We start from the raw sequence: 20,989 nt of genomic DNA, 5'->3' as shown, positions 1-20,989 counted from the left end.
ATACAAGGTAATTTTTGAAGTATGAAAAACTTAAAGACATCAAATATGAAAACTATAGTATCTATGCTCATTATTATCGCAGCTGGTTTAGTTAGCTGTAATGATGACGATGAAGCGACACCTGTTGATTCAGCACAATTGAAAGCTGAAGTAACCGCTCAGTTATCAGAATCTACCTGGAATGTTCAAACCGTTACTGTTGATAGATTAGATCAAAACGATTTATTTGAAGGTTTTTCCTTGTCATTTGGTGATGGCACTTTTACTTCCCAAAATGGAGGTGAAGTTTGGCCCGCATCTGGAACGTGGCAGTTTGCCAATGAAGAAGCCACGGCAATAGTTAGAGATGATGATACGGTAATAAATATTATAACACTTAATGACTTTGCGTTAGTGATATCCCTGTCCTGGAGTGAAAATACCATTGGACTCGGTCGAACAAACTCAATAAGTGGAGAGCATGTGTTTACGTTTAGCAAATAAAGGTTACATGCCGTGAATCTTTTTTGCATTCAATCAAAGGGCCAGAAGATTCTGGCCTTTTTGCATTATTAAAAACAATGCAAGAATTAAGTAAAGCATGGTTTAGATAAGCTTAAAAAAAGTGCGGAAAGGGTGGTAGATAGCTAATAAACAATATTAAAGTTACTTTGACACCTAGGGTTATAAACACTATCCATAAAATTGAGTTTATTTGCTACTTATGCGAAGTTGGAGCTACAGGATATTTACACTTTTTGTCTTCTCGATTGCCTTTGCCAGTCTGTCCTATTCACAGACAAAGGAGGATTATTTGAACAAGCTGATTGTCAGCAAAAGTGGCCTAAATTCAAGACTCAATAAAGGTGTTTGGCTTGTTGAAATTAACGACCAAACGAAGTTGCATGCGCTGCGAGAGGCTGGTTTTAATATTAAAAGAAGAGTAAGCAATAACCTTCTACTTGTTGAAGCCACCAAGCTCGAATCTGCTAATGCTCTATTCTTAAACCATTGGGCGGTCAATGATCAATGGAAACTTTCTGACCAGCTTTTGTTTGGAAGTCAATGGCCACAAGAGCTTACTGTTCAGGTACTTGACAATAACCTTGTGCCTGATAGCTGGAAGCAGATTGGAGGAAAAACCTATACGGTAAATGCTAAAAGCATTAAGGATAGGCCAGCCTTTCTTAGTAATTCAAACATCCTTTATGTTGGTATTGAATCTAACAATGCTAAGACTGAAACTAGGGTGCTGGACATGAACCTCAACCCAAACAGGATCAATGCTATTCACGCCCAATATCCAACACTCGATGGTCAGTCAATTGTGGTGTCCATAAAAGAGCAGGCATTTAATGATACTGATATTGACCTTGTAGGCCGAACTGTTGACTCAGACTTAAAATCCCCTGATTTGGATAATCATGCCACAGAAATGGCTACTATAATTGCAGGGGCTGGAAACTCCTTTGTTACTGGCAGAGGAGTAGCCAAACAGGCCAAGATTACATCTTCCAATTTTGAAAATGTATTTCCTGATGAAAATACTGATTATAAAGACCTTAATGTATCTGTTCAAAATCATAGCTATGGAACAGAAATTGAGAATTTGTATGGAACAAAGGCCATGGGATTTGACCAAAGTGCTAATGACAACAAACAACTGCTCCATGTTTTTTCTTCTGGAAATCAAGGAGAGGCAACCTCCGAGTCTGGAGATTATAGTGGGATAGCGGGTTATGCCAATCTTACCGGTAATTTTAAAATGGCAAAAAATGTATTGGTGGTTGGCTCTGTGGATACGGTGAACAATGTGCCCTTCTTTGTTTCTGTTGGCCCTGCCTATGATGGTCGTATTAAACCAGAAGTAGTGGCTTATAGTGCCGTTGGCTCCTCCAATAGTGCTGCGCTGGTATCAGGACTCACAGCACTTGTGCAGGAAAAATACCTTGAGATGAATGGAGTTTTGCCTACTTCAGCCCTGGTGAAGTCAGTTTTAATCAATACCGCTGATGATATAGGCAATGCAGGCCCTGACTTTAAGACTGGCTATGGCAATGTTAATGGCCTAAAAAGTATTGAGGCCATTGCCTCTGGTCAGCATTTTGAAAGTACAGTGAGTCAGGGGGAAAGTCAGGGTTTTAATATCGACCTTCCTGCTAATGTTAGTCAGCTTAAAATCACTTTGGTTTGGAATGATCCTGCCGCTGAAGTTAATGCTTCCAAAGCCCTTGTCAATGACTTGGATTTAACAGTAACATCTGATGAGGGAACCTATCAACCATGGGTTTTAGACGCTTCAGCTTCAAAAGAGTCATTGGCGTTACCCGCACAAAAAGGTGCCGATCATACCAATAACATTGAGCAGGTTGTAGTTGATAATCCTGCAGAGGGAAGCTATGGCATTACCATTGAAGGTTTTGATGTACCTCAGGGGCCGCAATCATTTGCCATTACCTATAGCTATGAGCTATCAGATCAATTTGTTTGGACTTCACCTTCAGCAGGTGATAATATGCCTTATAATGGTGAAACAGCTGGCTATCTGCGCTGGGAGACAAGCTTTGCAGGTACTGGCATGCTTGAATACAGCATGGATAATGGCAATACCTGGGCATTGATAGGTGACAATGTTAACCTTAAGCGCGAGCGCTACCGTTGGAACACAGAAGATTTAATCGGTCCGGCCAAAGTCCGAATGGTTATTAATGGTGCTAGTTATGAAACAGAAATCTTCTCCCTTTCAAAGACTTTGAGATCAAGCATTGGTTTTAACTGCGGTGATTCTGTTTTGCTGCAATGGAGTAAAGACCCCAAGGCCCAGTCATACCAGCTATCATCTTTTGATGAAGGTCCATATTTAGAATATTTTACCACTATTGCTGATACATCACTGGTGGTGCATAAGGCCAATGGCATTACTAAATACAGTGTTAAACCGATCTATGAAAATGGATTTTTAGGAATTGGTAGTGAAACCTTTGATTATGACCAGCTGGGTACTAATTGCTATTCAAATGGGTTTGTAGCTGAAATAGAAGATGATAGAATTAAGCTTACTGCTTATTTGGCGCTGACCTATGGCGTAAAGGAAATAGGGTTTGTCAGGTTAAATGATACTAACCCTTGGTACCTAAATATTGCTGTAGGCTCGTTAAGGGAGATAGTAGTTTATGATGAACAGCCTGAGGAAGGGTGGAATGAATATAGGGCCATAATTAAGTTTGATAATGGTGAAACCCTGCTATCAGAAGTCATTAGAATTTACTATTTCAGCACTACATTGGCTTTTGTTTTTCCTAACCCCGCAGAGGCCGATGATTTTTTGGTGGTTTACACCAAGGACTTTGAAGGAGCAGCGTTAAAATTCAGATTGATCAGTAGAACGGGGCAATTGATTTTAGAAGAAAGCCTTTACTCTGACATAAATGATGTCGCTATACCTAATATAGAAGATGGCTTGTACCTGTATCAGATAGAAACCCCTGAAGGAATGGCTTCTGGCAGAATCATTATCCAGCAGTCGAGATAATAATTACATTGCAATACCTTAACAAAAACTTCATTTGGTTGTTCCAAAGATGTTTTTTACCTTTGAAGTACAAAACAATAGCAATGCTATTGCAGAATTAAGCGTTAGTGACCAAGTATAAAGTAGACTATCGCAAAACAGGGAAACTCTCCCGAGCTGGCTGGATATAATCCGGCTTTTTTTGTTTTAAGGCTATTCTAAATTTAATCATAAAAAAGAAAGGTATCTCAAAAGTTAAGCGTCATTACGAACGCAGTGAAGTAATCTCTAATAAGGACTCATAAGAAAGCTTAAGATTGCTTCGATTCCTCGCAAAGACGATATTTAAACACTTTTGAAATACCTTCTTTTCATTTCAACTATATTTAGCAATTAACCAAAAATTATTCCTTCATTGTCAGTACCATGGTCTCCATTCCTACAAATGAGAAAACCAGTTTGGCTCCTTTTGGTGCCTCTATTTTGAAATTTCCATTAAGGTCTGAAACTGTTCCGGTGGTTGTGCCTTGAACAACTACATTAACACCAGGAAGTGGCTTAGCAAGGTGATTTGTAACAGTACCTGAAACTTTTCCATTACTAAAATCAAGGCCATCAACCATCATAGGTTTGTAGGCCTCGGAGTTATCTTCAACTTCTATAGTCTCTGGGATTTCATTTTCCTCTTGACCAATTTTTAAAGTGGCAGTATTACTGCCTTCATCACCAAGTGAGAAAGTAATAGGCAATATAATTCTTTGCTTTACTGCTTTGCCGTTTTGTTTTGGTGCAGACCAGTTAAATGATGCACTCACAGCATCCACAGCTGCCTGATCGCAACCTGCTCCAATTCCTTTTACTGCGGTTACCTCAGTAATTTCTCCAATTTCGTTAACAATAAACTGGACATATACTTTTCCCTGCACGCCAAGTTTTCTGGCTTGTTGAGGGTATTTTAATTCAGAACCCAACCATTTATAAAATGCCTCGTAACCACCTTTTGGTGCTGCAGGCTCATCAACAATAGTGAAAACACCATCTGCAGAATTAGCCTGTTTCATTTGTTGAAAGTTTCCAGAGCGGTCGAGAAAAATTCCTATTTTACCCTCATCTTTCATAACATGCATAGATGCTATGCTTTTTGGGTCAATACCCTGAAGGCTCTGCAACTCTTCCTTTGAATTGGCATCAACTTCCATATATACGAAATCTGATTTGGGAAACTTGGCAATTAATCCTTTGTATTCATCCATCAAGTTAGCAGGTACATCCATCTGAGTGGCGGTTTCCATCACGGTATCAATGTCTTGCATTACTTCATCATTACAGCTTACAATAATGGCCATTGACAATAGGGCAGGAAGGGTCAAAGCCATTTTCCAGCTTTTCACTTTTTCTTTGATTGTTGTTATCATTTGTATTCGTTTGAGGGTTTTAGATTTATTAAAATGATGGCCTATGCTAAGGTGAGCCTGATTTAGGGCCATTTTAGCTAATAGACTTCTGTATTCTTCAGAGTTAGTTACAGCTACGACTTTTTCATCAGCCAGGTATTCATGGATATCCTGTATCTCTCTGCGCATGTACCATGCTAATGGATTTATCCAACATAGTATTTTTGATGCTTCCAGGAGAACAATATCCCATGAGTGTTTCTGTTTGATATGTGCTAACTCGTGATTTACAATTCTTTCCTTCTCCGTTGCTGTTAGCGCAATAGAGTTATCATAAAACAGGAGGTTGAAGAACGAAAAAGTAGGCAGTGTGCCATTAGTCTCAATCCAGATAATACCGTTTTCCTTTTTAATTGAGGTCTTTTTAGAGAAGGTAAACCAAACCACCTGCATCAATTGAAATAGGAAGTACTGAAGCAAAAGACCGGCAATTATCCAGTATACAATAGAAGAGTACTGCAAATAATTTGTAGTGGTTTCAACTTCAAGCGCATTTACTGTTTGTTCACCAATAACAAGCTCAGGTAGTATTGTAATAGGCAGTTCATTTACAGGGACATTGCCTATAAGCATTGCCCCAAGCTTAAATATTGGAGCCATCAAGGCAATTATTGCAGCTGAGATCAGGTAAAACCTTCTAAACTTAAAGTCGGTCTCGTTTCTAAGAAGTAAGTAGTACAATGCTCCAAAAAGCAGAATACATACATTTACTTCGAGTATGTAGGTTATAAAATTATTCATTGTCTTCTGTGTTTATGTCTCCTTTAACATGCTTCAAAAGCTCTTCTACCTCCTTAATATCCATGTCATTTTGCTTGGCAAAAAAGGACACCAGGTTTTGAAATGAACCTCCAAAGTATCCTGATAGAAAGTTGTTAAGATAGAACTTGCTATAGTTGTCTTTGGCAACAATAGGGAAGTACTCATGCGTCTTACCATAGGCCTTATGATTTACAAAACCTTTTTGTTCCAGTATTCTAACAATGGTAGAAACGGTATTATATGCAGGTTTCGGTTCAGGCATTTTTTCTATAATGTCTTTTACAAATGCTTTTTTAAGCACCCAAAGTATTTGCATTACCTGTTCTTCAGCTCTTGTTAATTCTTTCATCTATTGACTGTTTATTGTACACAAAACAAGTATAAGACTAATTTTTTAGTTTAACAACTATAAAATTAGTTTAATAACAAAAACCTTAGTTGTTGTGTGAGTATATTATAAACACTTCTGCATCTGGAAATATGAAAAAAAAGGCTATAAACAGCATAAAAAATGCTAAAAAACCAGTTTATTTAATCATTTCAGAATAATTTAGTAGCCTGATATTTTTTATAAATATTTATGAGGCCTGCTACCCAGTATACTAAAAGTGGACGTATTAATATCGCCTATCAGGTTTTCGGATCCGGTTCAATAGACCTTGTATATATTCCTGGTTGGGTTTCCAATATCGACTGGATGTGGGCTTGTCCTGAACTTGTCGACTTTTTACAAGAGCTGGGCAAAATCTGTCGTGTGATCCTGTTTGATAAAAGGGGTACGGGGCTTTCTGATAGGGTGGTGGAGCTATCGACACTGGAGGAAAGAATGGATGACATCAGGGCTGTGATGGATGCCGTTGGCTCTGAGAAGGCCATTCTATTTGGTCATTCAGAGGGCGGATGTGTATCAGCTCTATTTGCGGCTACTTATCCTAACCGTGTCATTTCATTGATTGCTTTTGGAATATTTGCCAAGCGAAGATATGCCCCTGAATATCCATGGGCACCAACTGATGAGCAACGCCAGGTGGTGTATGACATGATTGAAAACAATTGGGGAAGTGGGGATATGAATTTAGAGTCTCTGGCACCTTCTAAAGCTGATGACAGAGTATTTATGGACTGGCTTGCTAATTATTTCCGATCTGGAGCAAGCCCAAGTGCTGCCATGGTGCTTACCAAAATGAATACTGAAGTTGATATCATAAACATTCTGGGTTCCATCAAAGTACCCACTTTGCTGATGCAGCGGACGCATGATATTGATGTGAAGGTTGAAGAGGGTAGGTTTATTGCAGATAGGATTAAGGAAGCAAGGTTTGTAGAGCTTGAGGGCAGCGATCACTTATTCTGGGTAGGAGATACCCGGGCAGTTCTGGAAGAAATGAAAGCCTTTATCCTTAATACAAATCCAGTGAAGGTGTATGAAGAGAGACTTTATACGATTCTTGCTGCTCGCATTCACCCTCCGGAATTGGGATCAAGTAATATAGAGAAGCTCATTAGTAAATTGGTGATACAATACCGTGGCAAGATTGTAGTGTATGGTCAGCATAGTTTTGTGGCGATTTTTGAAGGGCCAAGTAAAGCTGCTCACTGTAGTATAGATATGATAGGAGCTTTGAAAAGCAAAAATGTTCAACTGACCATTGGTATTCATATCAAAGAAGGAGCTGTAGATCAAGCCCATTTTATTGGTGATAAAACCCAAAGCATAATAACATCAATTCTGGCACCTGCACAACCCAATCAAATTTTGATTACCCAGGCTGTCAAGTTCTTGTTGTCTGGAGCAGGATTGAATTTTACGCAGTATAAAACCATTTTGGAATCAACTTCAGGGGAAACACTCAGCCTTTATCAGATTACTGATCATCTGGAAAGTAACGACAAACCGGCTGATTTCTTAGGGAGGCCCCTGTTTCAAAATGACTCGTTTTTAGAAAACGTGCTTCAGATTATAGATAAACATTTAGGAGATGAGATGTTTGGTGTGGATATGCTTTGCAGGGAAATTGGTATGAGTGAACGTCAGGTTCAACGCAAGCTAAAAGCTATAACCAATAAAGCTCCTAATCAGCTGATCTCTTCAGTAAGACTTCACAGGGCAAAGGAGCTGCTGTTGGACAATCAACATAATATTGCCGAAATTGCCTTTCAAATTGGGTTTTCTAACCCATCTTACTTCTCAAAAAGCTTCAAAAGAGAGTTTGGCCAAAGCCCATCCGACATACTTCAGGATAGATATTAGTCTAAATGTCGGTTTTGTTGCATGCTGTCGGATTTTTCCCAAAATCATGTCGGAAATGTTAAACTATATACCGGATTTGTTCTAGCTCAAAGGCCTTAGGCCCACCTACCTTTGTATCATAATTAATAATAGTTTGGGTTGATTGATAGACTGGCGTCCCCCTATGTAAGGCGGGGGATTGCCATACCCTCCAAGAAAATTCAATAGGAGAAGTCAGATTACCTGAGCTACTGAAAGTTAAAAGAGATACAAATTTTAGTTATGAAAATTAAAAGAGGGCTAAGTATCGTGAGCATTTTGCTCTTTACGAGTGCAGTGTCATGTACATGGGAGCAAATGGCTCCAAAAATAGATTGTTCAACTGATCCTGTTCAAATAGAACTTGTTGAGAGCGCTAATGCCGAATGTGGCGCTTCAAATGGAAGCTTTTCTGTTAATGCCACAGGTGGAGAAGCACCTTATGAGTTTAGCTCAGAAGCAGGAACAAGTACAGACGGGGTATTTTTAAATGTTGAAGCAGGTTCATATGTTATTGTAGCCACGGACGCTAAAGGTTGTAGTGTTGAACTGGCTGTAACAATTCAAAATCAAAGTGGTGTCAACCTTGAAGAGGTAGTAGTCAATCATTCCGGCTGTGACACTTCAAATGGAGCTATTCATGTTTCAGCAACAGGAGGTGAAGAACCTTATTTATTTAGTATTAATGGAAATACTGCACAGTCGAGCAATGTTTTTACAGATCTGGCACCTGGAGATTACGCTGTTAGTGTAAAAGACCAAACTGGTTGTGAGATTACTCAAAGTGTCAAAGTGTTATCAGGTGTGAGCTTCGAAAGTTCTATCAAGAGTATTATCGCCAATAACTGTGCAGTAAGTGGTTGTCATAATGGAAGCAGGTCGCCAAACCTCAACACTTTCGCCAGTATTCAATCCAATGCAAGCAGAATTAAAGCCAGAACGGGAAACGGCTCTATGCCATTAGGCTCTTCACTATCTCAGTCTCAGATTGACATGATAGCCTGCTGGGTAGATGACGGTGCCTTGGAAAACTAAGAATATCAATCACATAAATTAAGATTAAATACTTGAACACTATGAAAACTAGAATAATAACGGTTTTGATTGCTTTGGGCACTGTTGGCCAGGCGTTGGCACAAACTCCAATCGTTGACCATAATGGAAAAGCCTCCTTTTTTTCTGAGGCACCAATGGAAAATATTGAAGCCCTAAATGAGAAGGTACTCGGTGCCATTGACCTTGATAAAGGCATTTTGGCAGTTTCAATGTTGATCAAAGGCTTCCACTTCGAAAGGAGTTTGATGGAAGAGCATTTCAACGAAAATTACCTTGAGTCAGACAAATACCCAAAGGCCACTTTTAAAGGGGTGATAAGCAACTTTTCTGAATTGGATTTCTCTAAAAACGGAAGCTTTGAAGCGGAAGCGGATGGAGAGATTGAAATTCATGGCGTTAAGAAACCTTTAAAAACCATGGTAAAGTTTGATGTTGTAGGCTCAAAACTAGCAGCGGCAACGGCTTTTGAAATAAAAGTAGCGGAGTTTGATATAGAAGTGCCGAGGCTGGTAATCAAGAATATAGCAGAAGTAGTGGAAGTAAAGGCCTCATTTAACTTTTCATTATAACCATCATGACTAAACGATTTATAATAACTTCACTTGTACTGTGCTATTCATTAGCAGTATGGGCGCAGGATGACCTGCTGGCTAGTTTGGAAGCTGAGCAGAGTAATGAGAAGACCATGGTAGAGGCTACTTTTAAAGGAACCAGGTTGATCAATGGCCATACTATTGAAACGAGAAAAAGAGGAGTGATGGATTTTATCATTGCTCACAGATTTGGCACCATTGACGGTGGTACATATGACCTTTTTGGCTTAGATAATGCTACTATGCGTATTGGTTTGGAATATGCATTTTCAGATCGGTTTTACCTTGGTGTAGGAAGAAGTTCATTTGAGAAAACTTATGATGGTTTTGTCAAATACCGTCTGATTCGTCAGTCAAAAGGGGCTGGTAGTATGCTTTTTTCTGCAACCTGGTTGAGTACCATTGCGATCAAAACATTGAAAGATCCTGAAAACGACTTGTCCTTTTCTGATAAGGTGGCCAATTCTCATCAGCTGTTAATTGCCAGTAAACTGAGCAGTGGAGTTTCCTTACAGTTAATGCCAACATTGGTGCATAGGAACCTGATCCGCGAAGAGGATGAGAACAATGATGTGTTTGCATTAGGGGTGGGAGGGCGTATTAAACTTTCGCAGCGCCTGGCTTTATGTGTGGAGTATTATCATCAGTTTCAAAAACTGAATGACAATACAACAGATGCCATCGCAATAGGTGTTGACATTGAGACTGGTGGGCATGTATTTCAACTGCAGTTTACCAATGCTACTTCCATGATTCCTAAAGGCTTTGTGTCAGAAACAACGAACGACTTTTTTGAAGGAGAAATCCATTTTGGATTCAATGTATCAAGAACATTTCAACTGAAATAGTAAGGAATACGCTACCACAAAACTAACTTATGCCAACTAAGTTAGTCAACCGTGCTAAGCGTGAGGGCGGTTCAACGAACCGCCCTTTTTTATAATCCAGATGTTGGAATGTAATAGTTTTTGTCGGAAATGTTAACACCAGTCACAGCGCTCTAACATTATTTTTGTGAAACAATTTTAAACTGAATAGACATGAAATATATAAGCTCATTTTTTACACTTGTTCTAATTGTTGCGGTATTAACAGGCTGCAAAAAGGATGAGGAAGAAGCTCCTGATAATCTACAAATAGTAATAGAAAAAATATCTGGTACTTGGTCCGTATCCTACGCTGAATTAGACGGTAATGGACTGACTGAGGCATTTACAGGACTTCAAATAACAACAGACTCTGATCTGCTATTTAGTACCAACAGCAGTACCGTAGAAAGACAGCCCAATCCCTGGGCTGAATCAGGATCATTTACCTTACCTGATGAAATAACCAGTACGGACAATGTTCTCATAACACGAAATGATGGCGTTGTGCTTTCGCTGTTATTTATAACAGAAACTAATGTTCAGGTTACTTTCAATTTTAATAATGACAATATAGGATCTAATGGAAGAGTCAGTGCGGTTTCAGGAGATTGGGTATTTGAGTTTGAGAAAATATAAGATAGAAGAGTAGCGTAAGAAGCAATTAATTACTCGCTCAAAAAATATATGCATACGCTATCCGATGGGTCACCTTCGTTTATGGCATATTATCATGTCGGAAAAATTCGCATCTGTCGGTTTTTTATCATCCTGATGTCGGAAATGTTGCCAGATTCACCGGATTTGTACTAACGACAAGGCTCCCCAACCTTTTAATTTTGTATTAGCTAAATCAGAACTGCCCTGCACGCCAGTTGCAGTTTATGACATGACTTAATACAATAAATCTACAATATGGACTCCATCAGACTTGATAGACAAAACATTATGAAAAAATCACTCATCCTGATGGTACTCAGTTTAGGTATACTTCAGCCAAGCTTTAGCCAGGAGGGCTTTAGACCTTTTATTACAACATGGAATGTGCCTTCAGAGGACGAATTTATAATACCCCTCACGACTAACAGAGCTTATGATTTCGAATTTCATGTGATTGAAGAAACTGATACTTTATTTTCAGGTCAACATACCAATGCCGATGGAGAATTTGTTTTCGAGAGTATTGATGCTACTACTGTTGAATTACACATTTACGGGCAGTTTCCACATTTTGCTAATTATACCAAGGAGCTTTTGCTGGATGTAAACCAATGGGGTGATATTAGTTGGCTGAGCATGGAGCAAAGTTTTAAAGATTGGCCAGGTTCCAACTTTAGCGCTACCGATACTCCTGACCTCAGTAATGTAACAAGCATGAACAGAATGTTCCAAGCAGCTAATGCATTCAATGCCGACATAAGCTCATGGGACGTAAGCAACGTGAAAAACTTTGGTGTTTTGTTTTTTCAAGCGCATGACTTTAATCAGGATATAAGCTCATGGGATGTAAGCAGCGCTACCAATATGATATCGATGTTCAGAGCCACAAACACCTTTAATCAAGACCTGAGCTCATGGGACGTTGACAGTGTTACCAATATGGTAGAAATGTTTATGGATGCGAAAGCATATAATCGTGACATTAGCCAATGGGATATAAGATCTGTTACTAGTTTTAGCAAATTCTTGCAAGGTGCAAATAGTTTTTCAGGGCCTAACTATGACAAACTCCTGAATGCTTGGGCTGAACTAGCCAGTAATGTTGGTGTAGTTGCAAATGTAAGACTTGATGCTAATACCATAGCGTTTTGTCTAGGTGAGGAAGGTAGAAATGCCTTAATTAATGATTTCGGCTGGCAAATTAATGATGCCGGAAAGCAGTGCAGCTCGGCAAATGACATTGTCTCATTTTCTCCTAACCCTTTTCTAACCATAGGGGACGTTACTATTGATCCAAGCAAGCACCTTGTGCAGATATATTTACCTATTGGCGGTGATTTTACTAATATAACTCCTCAAATTGAAGTTTCAGCCAATGCTATCATTTCACCAGAAAGTGGTGAAGCAGTTGATTTGAGTTCTCCAGTAACCTATACGGTTACAGCGTTTGACGGCACAGAACAAGAATGGATTGTTGAAGTGCTGAACAGACCTTTTGTTACGACATGGGAGGTGACCAGTGATGATGAAACTATCTCTATTCCTACCCCAAGCACTGCATTTGATTTTCAATACCGCTGGATAGAGGAAGATAAAGTCGTTGAAGAAGGGTTACATACGGGTGGTGCAGGAGATTTTAGTACTACATTCCCAGAAGCTGGTATCTACCAGCTGGAGATACTTGGTCACTTTGGTCATTTTGTTAATTACACTAAAGAGTCACTGCTGGATGTAAACCAATGGGGCGATATTGTATGGGGGAATATGGAAAGTAGTTTTGAGGATTGGCTGGGAGAAGGATTTAGTGCTACTGATGCACCTGACCTAAGTGGTGTTACCAATATGCGTAACATGTTTTTTGGCGCATCCAATTTCAACTCACCGCTAAATCATTGGGATGTAAGCAATGTTACAATGATGCGAAATTTGTTTAGTGGAGCATCATCTTTTAATCAGGACTTAGATAACTGGGATGTAAGTAAAGTATTTGATTTTGAAAGAGTCTTTAGAGATGCTACAGCTTTTAATGGTAACGTTACCAACTGGGAAGTAAATGAGGCTACTACTATGTTTTTGATGTTTTCAGGAGCTGAGAACTTCAATCAGGATATTAGTGACTGGCAACCAGTAAAAGTTGTTGAAATGAGGGATATGTTTGCTTTTACTCAAGCCTTTAACCAAAACATCTCTCAATGGAATGTTCAAACCGTTCAGAATATGGGAAGGATGTTTTTTGATGCTAAGGGTTTCGATCAAGACCTGAGTAACTGGAATGTTACGGGTGTTGTCAATATGGCATTTATGTTCGAAGCATCTGGACTTTCACCTCAAAACTATGATAAAACTCTTATTGGCTGGTCTGAAAAGGAGGTTCAAGATGGTGTAACATTAGGCGCACAAGGCATAACCTTTTGTAAAGCGGCAGAAGCCAGACAATCTTTAATTGATGACCATAACTGGACTTTTAATGATGATGGTAATTTTTGTTCATCAGAAACAAACATTGTCTTTTTTCACTCTAATCTGGAAAATGGCTTAGGAATTATCAAAGCTTCAGAAGGTATAATTAGCCTAGCCGTTCCCGAGGGTACTAATGTGAGTGCAATAGCATCGACCATCAAATTATCTCCAGGAGCCACAATTTCACCTGAGAGCGGTACACCTGTAGATCTCAATAATGTGGTGTATACAGTTACTGCTGAAGATGGTGTCACTTCACAAGACTGGACTTTTGAATTTACCGGCCCTCGATTTATAACCACATGGGTAGTAGAAGGTGACGAAGGATTGGTAATTGATGGAAGTGACGAAGGTTTTGATTATGATTTTGAATTTATTATCGTAGATGCTAATAATACAGTCATTAGCACTGGTAATGGCACTACGTTTCAAGCAGAATTTCCTTTTGAAGCAGGGGAATATCGTGTTGAGATAACGGGTGAATTTCCACACTTTGCAGGGTATCCGGGAGACCAGCTAGTGGATGTCTTGCAATGGGGTGATATTCAATGGAAATCGATGAGGAATTCCTTTAGAAATTGGACTGGTGAGCGCTTCAGTGCAACAGATGTGCCGGACCTGAGTCAGGTAAGTAACATGGCTGGGTTGTTCTTTAATGCTCAAACATTTAATGGTGATATAAGCGACTGGGATGTAAGTAGTGTAACTAAAATGCAAAACACATTCCGAGATGCACATGCTTTTAATCAAGACATTAGCTCCTGGGAAGTAAATCAGGTGACGGATATGTTCGGGATGTTTCAGAACGCTACTTCATTTAATAGAGAAGTACAGGTGTGGAATGTGGGCCTTGTCACTAATATGAGAGAAATGTTTAGAGGGGCCACACTGTTTAATCAAGATCTAGGTGGCTGGAATATCACTAGTGTAACAACCATGGTTCAAATGTTTAATAACTCTGGTCTGTCACCTCAAAATTATGACAAGACCTTAATTGGCTGGGCGGCACAGGAAGTAAAAGATAATGTTACTTTAGGTGCAGAGGGCATCACATTTTGTAATGGATCAGAAGCAAGACAATCATTAATTGATGATCACAGTTGGGTGATTAATGATGCAGGTAGTTTTTGCTCGCCAGAAACAGACATCTTGGCTTTCTCTATTGAAGGTCAGGTTGGTGAAGCTATCATTGATACAGATAATCATACAGTGGCTTTAATCATGCCATTTGAAACCGACTTAAGTGCTTTGCTTGCAAATTATACTATCTCGGCTGGTGCTGCTGCCAGCATAGAAAGTGGAGCGATTATAGATTTTTCATCATCAGTAATTTATACTATAACAGCCGAAGACAATGTGACAATTCAAGATTGGGAGATATCAGTGACCGAGGCACCCAACATTGCTACTGACATTGAATCTGTAACTGTAACTACAGCCATAGGCACCGAAGAAATCTTAATTGATGCTGACTCACATACAGTGAATATAAGATTCAGCTTTGGAGCTGATATTACAGCTATTCCTGTGATATTCACTTACTCTGAAGGAGCAACAAGTACTATTGGAGAAACAGGCACTTTCGACTTTACAAATCCGCTAGTAATTACCGTTATAGCGCAGGATGGTGCAACATCTCAGGAGTGGACTGTTTCCGGAACAATAGCACCTAACACTGCTACAGATATTGAAACTGTAACCCTAGAGGTAGACACCGAAGAAGTCATAATTGATTTTGAAGCACATACTGTAAATATGCAATTTAGTTTTGGTACAGATATTACGGCTATACCTGTGCTGTTCACCTACTCTGAAGGAGCTACAAGTACTATTGGAGAAGCGCGCACTTTCAATTTTACAAACCCGCTAGTAATTACCGTTACAGCTCAAGATGGTGTGACATCTCAGGAGTGGATTATTTCAGGAAGAATAGCACCAAACACTGCCACGGATATCCTATCTGTGATTGTTAATGTGCCGACAGATGAAATTGTCATTGATAATGAAGCACATACAGTAGATATTGTATTTGCTCCTAACACCAATTTGTCTTCTGTGCCTTTGGAGTTTACTTTATCAGAAGGAGCTAGTAGTGATCCCGCAAGTGGTACCAATTTTAATTTGACCAACTCAGCAGTTGTTACCATAACCGCTGGTGATGGTGTTACTACTCAAGATTGGGCGATTACAGGTATCTCAGAGACCGTACTAGGAGTTGAACAAGGTGAATTCACTTGGAGAATTTATCCTAATCCTGTCCAAGATATGCTGCATGTGCAGTCATTAATAGAGGTTAGCGCATATATGACCGATCTCAAGGGGCAGACGGTGCTTAATGTGAAACAAGGTCTTGAGTTTGAATTTGACCTCAGTAACATCCCTTCAGGGTTTTATCTTCTCGTGTTAAAATCAGGAGAGAAAATCACCCACCAAAAGATTTTAAAAGCACATTGATAATGTTAAAGCCTGGACAAGGGTGGCCTCATTAGGCCACCTTTTTTTATGACATGTGGTATGTCGGAAATGTATTAGCATGTCGGATTTCTATTAAAACCCTGTCGGAAAAGTTAATGCATTCACCGGATTTGTGTTAGTAACTAAGCTTTTTTGCCTCATACCTTTGGATCAATTAATTATTAAAATAATAACAAAAAAAACAAACCAAAATTTTAAGTAATGAACAACCATTTTAAACATTTAAGAACATTAGCACTCGCTATTTTTGCAATGGGTTTATTTGCGTCTTGTAGTGACGATGATGATGTTAGTATCAATGACACATTAAGTGTTCAATTGGCAAGCACTAGTGATTTAGGAAGCATTCTTGTAAATCAAAATAACCAGACATTATACTTTTTTGGTGGTGATGTTAATGGAGAAAGTAACTGTAATGGAGGTTGTGCAGATAAGTGGCCTCCAATGTTAGGTGATGCAGCAGACCTTGTAATCGCATCAGATTTAAATGCCGCTGGTTTTACTACAATAACCAGAGCTGATGGCCAGAAACAAATTGCTTATAAAGGATGGCCTTTATATTACTTTTCACCAGAAGGTGACGGTCAGTTAGAGGCTGCGGGTTCAACTTCAGGAGAAGGACTAGGTAATTCATTTTTCGTTGCCAAAACTGATTATACTGTCATGTTGGCTAAACAAGTTATAACTGAAGGTGAAGATGCTGTGTTCTATTTGGTAGATGACCGTGGTTTAACATTATATGGTTTTGCCAATGACGAAGATGGTGTAAGCAACTGTTCTGGTGGTTGTGCTAATGCCTGGCCAATATTTCCAGGACAAGACAATGTGGTTGTTCCATCAGTATTAAACGAAACTGCTTTTAGTTCTATTGACAGAACAGATGATTTAGGTTCTCAAATGACTTATGGAGGCAAGCCGTTATATTACTTTGTTCAGGACGAGGAAATCAGAGGAAATGTAACAGGACATAGTGAGACTTTTTACGTTATCTCACCAGCGCTTTAAGCTGACTAAATAGCAATAATGATGAAGCAGCACAGATCTTTTCTGTGCTGCTTTTTTATGACTATTTATTTAAAGTTTAATATTTATCAATTGTTATACTTCAAATGGTTGCTCAGAGGGCAGTTTGTCGGAATTATTGCATTGTGTCGTTTTTCTCTCAAAACCATGTCGGGAATCTTAAAGTATTCACCGGATTTGTGCTAACCCTTCAGGGGATGGAGTACCTAGCTTTGTATCATAATTAAAACAAAGTGTAGTAAGTCAAAGTATTATGGAAAAGAGTATTTATGTATCAATAGCGTTTGGAGTATTGTTTTCACTACAAATAATGGTGCAGCAAAATCAGCTTCAAGGCCTTGAGGCTAAAAATTATAAACCATGGGAGAGTACTAACTATGGGAAAACTATGATGGTGGAGAAGCGCAAGCAAACCACAAGATCAGAAGCTAAGAATGAAAAGCCTTGTGAATCTAAGGTTGATTTAACACCAATTGAGTTCTCAGCAAAAAGAAAGCTAACGGGAGCACGCGCAAAAAACAGGCGCCCTGAAAGAAACAATACCAATCGTATGTTTGATAATTAAAAATGTGAATAGTTTTATAATTCAAGTTAGCTGCCCTCTTGCATTTTTGTGAGGGGGCTTTTTTAATTTGAGTTTGTTCAGGGGACTTTACTGATACTGAGTAAAGGCATAGGAAATAATATTAGCTCCCATTTTTAGTGCTTCCAAGCGTTTTGATTCTGGATCATTATGAATTGAAGGGTCTTCCCAGCCATTACCCAAATCGCTCTCGTAGCTGTAAAAGCAAACCAAGCGGCCTTCATAGATAATTCCAAAGCCTTGCGCAGGTTTTCCATCATGCTCGTGAATCTTGGGCATCCCACCTTCAAAATCAAACTTTTGATGATATATGGGATGATCATACGGTAGTTCTATAAACTCTAATTCGGGGAACACTTTTTTCATTTCCAATCTTATAAACTGATCTAGTCCATAGTTATCATCAATATGGAGAAAGCCTCCTGCTTCAAGATAGGTTCTTAAATTCTCAGCCTGACTAGGGGAGAAGACCACATTACCATGACCCGTCATGTAAATATAAGGATAAAGAAATAGCTCGGGACTGCTTATATCAACCTCTTCGTCATCCTCATCAAAGTTGGTGTTAAGCTGCTGATTGCAAAATTTTGCCAGGTTGGGCAGAGCGGTTTTATTTGCATACCAATCGCCACCACCATCATATTTTAGCTTTGCCAATTTCAGCCTTACCTGACCTTGTACTGAGGCAGATATTATGATTAGCAAAAGGAAAATTGACTTTCTCATACTTCAAATAAACATAAATTGACCAAATTGTTACTTTAATTACTGGTAAGAATGTTCTTATTTTGAACTAAACATTCATCTTTTGGATTCAACAAGCATATTAATAAACATACGCAAGATTTTACGCTCTGTTAATTTAGAGTCAAAACGCATCCAAAAGGAATATGGTATCAGCATTCCACAGTTGCTTACATTGAGTTATTTAAATACCCAGCCCGAGTTTAAAGCTACTCATAAGCAGGTTTCAAGTTATTTAAATCTTAACTCGAGTACAATTAGTGGTATTATCTCAAGAATGGAGAAACACAACTGGATTGCTAGAATTCCAGATCCACAGGATCGTAGAATCAGCTACATTACTTTAACTGCCTTTGGCCAAAAACTATTAAGTGAAACTCCGCAGTTAATGCATGAGCAGCTAACTGTAAAATTGGAAAAGACCTCTCCTGAAAAAGTCAAAGAACTTGAAGCGGCCTTCGAATTACTTATCGAATTTATGGGCATTAAAGATGTTGACGCCTCACCATTGATCACGGTAGAAGAAATCAATTCTGATATTTAATTTCTACACAAACTAATTTGTGTTTATTCCATATTGATCCAGTATAAATGGATTAATTAACCTCATGTTGCTACCTTTGCACCAAATTATGTTCTATAGAAACTAATTAGTGAATGCATATTATTGATTTGACAATCTTTGTCATTTACATGCTGGTGATGTTGGGAGTGGGGTTCTACTTTCTTAAAAAAAATAAAAGTACAGATGATTATTATGTTGGAGGTCGAAGCATGGGCTCCTGGCATGTTGGGCTCTCCGTTGTGGCTACTGATGTAGGTGGTGGATTTTCCATCGGTCTTGGTGGTTTAGGATTTACGATGGGGATATCAGGATCATGGATGCTCTTTACTGGTTTGATAGGTGCTTGGTTAGCTGCGGTATTTTTAATTCCAACCATCAGTAAGCTATCTAAGGAAATCAATCTGCTCACGTTTCCTCAGGTGTTTGGCCATTTTTATGATAAAAAAGTGGCACTACTTGCTGGTATTATATCAGCCATAGGCTATGTAGGTTTTACAAGCTCTCAAATATTGGCTGGTGCCAAGTTAGCCTCTGCTTCCTTTGTAAACCTTGACATCAACAGTGCTTTGATAATAATGGGCGTAATAGCCATTGTATATACCGTTATGGGAGGTATGAAAGCAGTCATCTACACTGACACTATTCAGTGGATCATCCTTATGAGCGGGCTTATCTTTATAGGAATTCCTATGGGTTACATGGCCATTGGAGGCTTGGATGCCATCAGGGAGACATTAGGAAGTGAGTTTTTGGCTTTTAACAATATTGGTTGGCAAACATTTGTCAATTGGGGTATTACCATTATCCCGATCTGGTTTGTTGGTATGACATTATACCAGCGCATTTATTCTTGCAGGGATGAGAAACAGGCAAAGAAAGCCTGGTTTATAGCTGGCTTGTTTGAGTGGCCCATTATGGCGCTCATGGGAGTGATGCTTGGTCTTTTTTCCCGTGTAGCAGCAGAGCAAGGTATGTTTGCAAGTCTTGGCTATGGTGATGTCTCAACTTTAGATGCTGAACTAGGCCTACCACTACTCTTAAGATCAATATTGCCTGTTGGATTAATGGGCTTGATGATGTCTGCTTATTTTTCCGCAATAATGTCTACGGCAGATAGCTGCCTTATGGCGGCTTCTGGTAACCTGCTCACAGATGTTTTTGGCAAATGGCTGCATATCAATCAATCGGATAGTAAAGTGCTACGGTCTAGCCAGTGGCTTACTTTAATTATTGGAGTTTTAGCATTGGTCTTGGCGTTATTCATGACCGATGTGCTTGAATTGATGTTGTACTCCTATGCTTTTATGGTTTCAGGCCTGTTTATTCCCATAATTGCCGCTCTGTTTTGGAATGGCAGAAATGGCAATGCTGCCTTTGCTTCCATGCTTGTTGGCGGAAGCACAACTTTAATCTTAATTTTAAGTGGAGCGACCTTGCCATTTGGGCTAGACGCCAACATCTACGGCATACTTGGTTCGCTTATCACTTACATAATTGTAAATAGATTCGTATCTTTTAATAAATAAACTATGAACGATATAAAAACTAAAATCGAATATACTATTCTTAAACCTGCTCAAACTGTCGGGATGATAGAAAGAGATGAGATAGCCTCGTTTCTTGAAGTTCATTTAGATGAGTATGGTGATGAGAAAGCTGATATTGCTAAATGCATTGATTATGCATTGAACTCAGGTGTTACTCCAGGTGGGTTTATTGTTACAGCCAGAGACAGTGGTAAAATCGTTGGTGCTGTAATTGTGAACAGAACAGGCATGAAAGGCTTTATCCCTGAAAACATTCTTGTATATATTGCCATGCACAGCGGTTACAGAGGGCAGGGCATTGGTAAATCACTTATGCTTAAAGCTATTGAACATGCGGATGGCGACATTGCATTACATGTTGAGCCTAATAATCCTGCTAAGTTGCTTTATGAAAAGCTCGGGTTTACTAACAAGTACCTGGAAATGCGTCTTAAAAAGTAGA

16 protein-coding genes are annotated in these 20,989 nt (G+C 39.1%); 13 read left to right on the top strand and 3 right to left on the bottom strand.

Features of this window, described 5'->3' with window-relative positions; translation table 11 throughout:
- Positions 1-45: 45 nt before the first annotated feature.
- Both RIB54_RS02900 and RIB54_RS02895 read left to right on the top strand, forming a co-directional pair.
- Positions 46-483: a hypothetical protein gene (locus RIB54_RS02900; protein ID WP_350099195.1), complete on the top strand. Its 438-nt coding sequence runs from the start codon at positions 46-48 to the stop codon at positions 481-483.
- 220 nt (positions 484-703) lie between these two features.
- Positions 704-3,511, top strand: a complete 2,808-nt coding sequence (locus RIB54_RS02895; RefSeq protein ID WP_350099194.1) for a S8 family serine peptidase — start codon at positions 704-706, stop codon at positions 3,509-3,511.
- Positions 3,512-3,894: 383 nt separating this feature from the next.
- Here RIB54_RS02895 and RIB54_RS02890 read toward each other — a convergent pair whose 3' ends face one another.
- Entirely contained in the window at positions 3,895-5,685 is a 1,791-nt protein-coding gene (locus tag RIB54_RS02890; protein WP_350099193.1) for a TonB family protein, read from the bottom strand.
- Entirely contained in the window at positions 5,678-6,007 is a 330-nt protein-coding gene (locus RIB54_RS02885; protein WP_502879596.1) for a BlaI/MecI/CopY family transcriptional regulator, read from the bottom strand. Before RIB54_RS02885 ends, RIB54_RS02890 begins: the two co-directional genes overlap by 8 nt.
- A 279-nt stretch (positions 6,008-6,286) precedes the next feature.
- On the opposite strand from RIB54_RS02885, the gene RIB54_RS02880 reads away from it, so the two are divergent.
- The 8 genes from RIB54_RS02880 (at position 6,287) to RIB54_RS02845 (ending at position 17,673) form a co-directional block, all read left to right on the top strand.
- Complete coding sequence (locus RIB54_RS02880) at positions 6,287-7,957, top strand: alpha/beta fold hydrolase (RefSeq protein WP_350099192.1); 1,671 nt, start codon at positions 6,287-6,289, stop codon at positions 7,955-7,957.
- A gap of 261 nt (positions 7,958-8,218) precedes the next feature.
- On the top strand, positions 8,219-9,010 hold the full coding sequence (locus RIB54_RS02875) for a hypothetical protein (protein WP_350099191.1): 792 nt from the start codon (positions 8,219-8,221) through the stop codon (positions 9,008-9,010).
- Between the two features lie 41 nt (positions 9,011-9,051).
- Positions 9,052-9,600 (top strand): YceI family protein, encoded by a 549-nt coding sequence (locus RIB54_RS02870; protein ID WP_350067056.1) that lies wholly within the window; start codon positions 9,052-9,054, stop codon positions 9,598-9,600.
- Between the two features lie 5 nt (positions 9,601-9,605).
- On the top strand, positions 9,606-10,472 hold the full coding sequence (locus RIB54_RS02865) for a DUF5777 family beta-barrel protein (RefSeq protein ID WP_350099190.1): 867 nt from the start codon (positions 9,606-9,608) through the stop codon (positions 10,470-10,472).
- 192 nt (positions 10,473-10,664) lie between these two features.
- Positions 10,665-11,129, top strand: a complete 465-nt coding sequence (locus tag RIB54_RS02860) for a hypothetical protein (protein WP_350099189.1) — start codon at positions 10,665-10,667, stop codon at positions 11,127-11,129.
- A gap of 309 nt (positions 11,130-11,438) precedes the next feature.
- Positions 11,439-16,064, top strand: a complete 4,626-nt coding sequence (locus RIB54_RS02855) for a BspA family leucine-rich repeat surface protein (RefSeq protein WP_350099188.1) — start codon at positions 11,439-11,441, stop codon at positions 16,062-16,064.
- A gap of 222 nt (positions 16,065-16,286) precedes the next feature.
- Entirely contained in the window at positions 16,287-17,090 is an 804-nt protein-coding gene (locus RIB54_RS02850; protein WP_350099186.1) for a hypothetical protein, read from the top strand.
- Positions 17,091-17,361: 271 nt separating this feature from the next.
- Complete coding sequence (locus RIB54_RS02845) at positions 17,362-17,673, top strand: hypothetical protein (RefSeq protein ID WP_350099185.1); 312 nt, start codon at positions 17,362-17,364, stop codon at positions 17,671-17,673.
- Positions 17,674-17,760: 87 nt separating this feature from the next.
- On the opposite strand, the gene RIB54_RS02840 is transcribed toward RIB54_RS02845, so the two are convergent.
- Positions 17,761-18,417 carry a DUF4159 domain-containing protein gene (locus RIB54_RS02840; protein ID WP_350099184.1) on the bottom strand — a complete coding sequence of 219 codons (657 nt, stop codon included), beginning with the start codon at positions 18,415-18,417 and terminating at the stop codon, positions 17,761-17,763.
- 82 nt (positions 18,418-18,499) lie between these two features.
- Between RIB54_RS02840 and RIB54_RS02835 the strand changes: the two genes are divergently transcribed.
- The 3 genes from RIB54_RS02835 (at position 18,500) to RIB54_RS02825 (ending at position 20,988) form a co-directional block, all read left to right on the top strand.
- Positions 18,500-18,979 (top strand): MarR family winged helix-turn-helix transcriptional regulator, encoded by a 480-nt coding sequence (locus RIB54_RS02835; RefSeq protein ID WP_350099183.1) that lies wholly within the window; start codon positions 18,500-18,502, stop codon positions 18,977-18,979.
- A gap of 113 nt (positions 18,980-19,092) precedes the next feature.
- Positions 19,093-20,526 carry a sodium:solute symporter family protein gene (locus tag RIB54_RS02830; RefSeq protein ID WP_350099182.1) on the top strand — a complete coding sequence of 478 codons (1,434 nt, stop codon included), beginning with the start codon at positions 19,093-19,095 and terminating at the stop codon, positions 20,524-20,526.
- 63 nt (positions 20,527-20,589) lie between these two features.
- Complete coding sequence (locus RIB54_RS02825; RefSeq protein ID WP_350099252.1) at positions 20,590-20,988, top strand: GNAT family N-acetyltransferase; 399 nt, start codon at positions 20,590-20,592, stop codon at positions 20,986-20,988.
- Position 20,989 lies beyond the last annotated feature (1 nt).

Source organism: Fulvivirga sp. (assembly GCF_040218215.1).
In the GTDB taxonomy this organism is placed as follows: Bacteria; Bacteroidota; Bacteroidia; order Cytophagales; family Cyclobacteriaceae; genus Fulvivirga.
The sequence above is the reverse complement of the archived record's forward strand: the minus strand, read 5'-3'. Positions and strand labels throughout refer to the sequence as shown.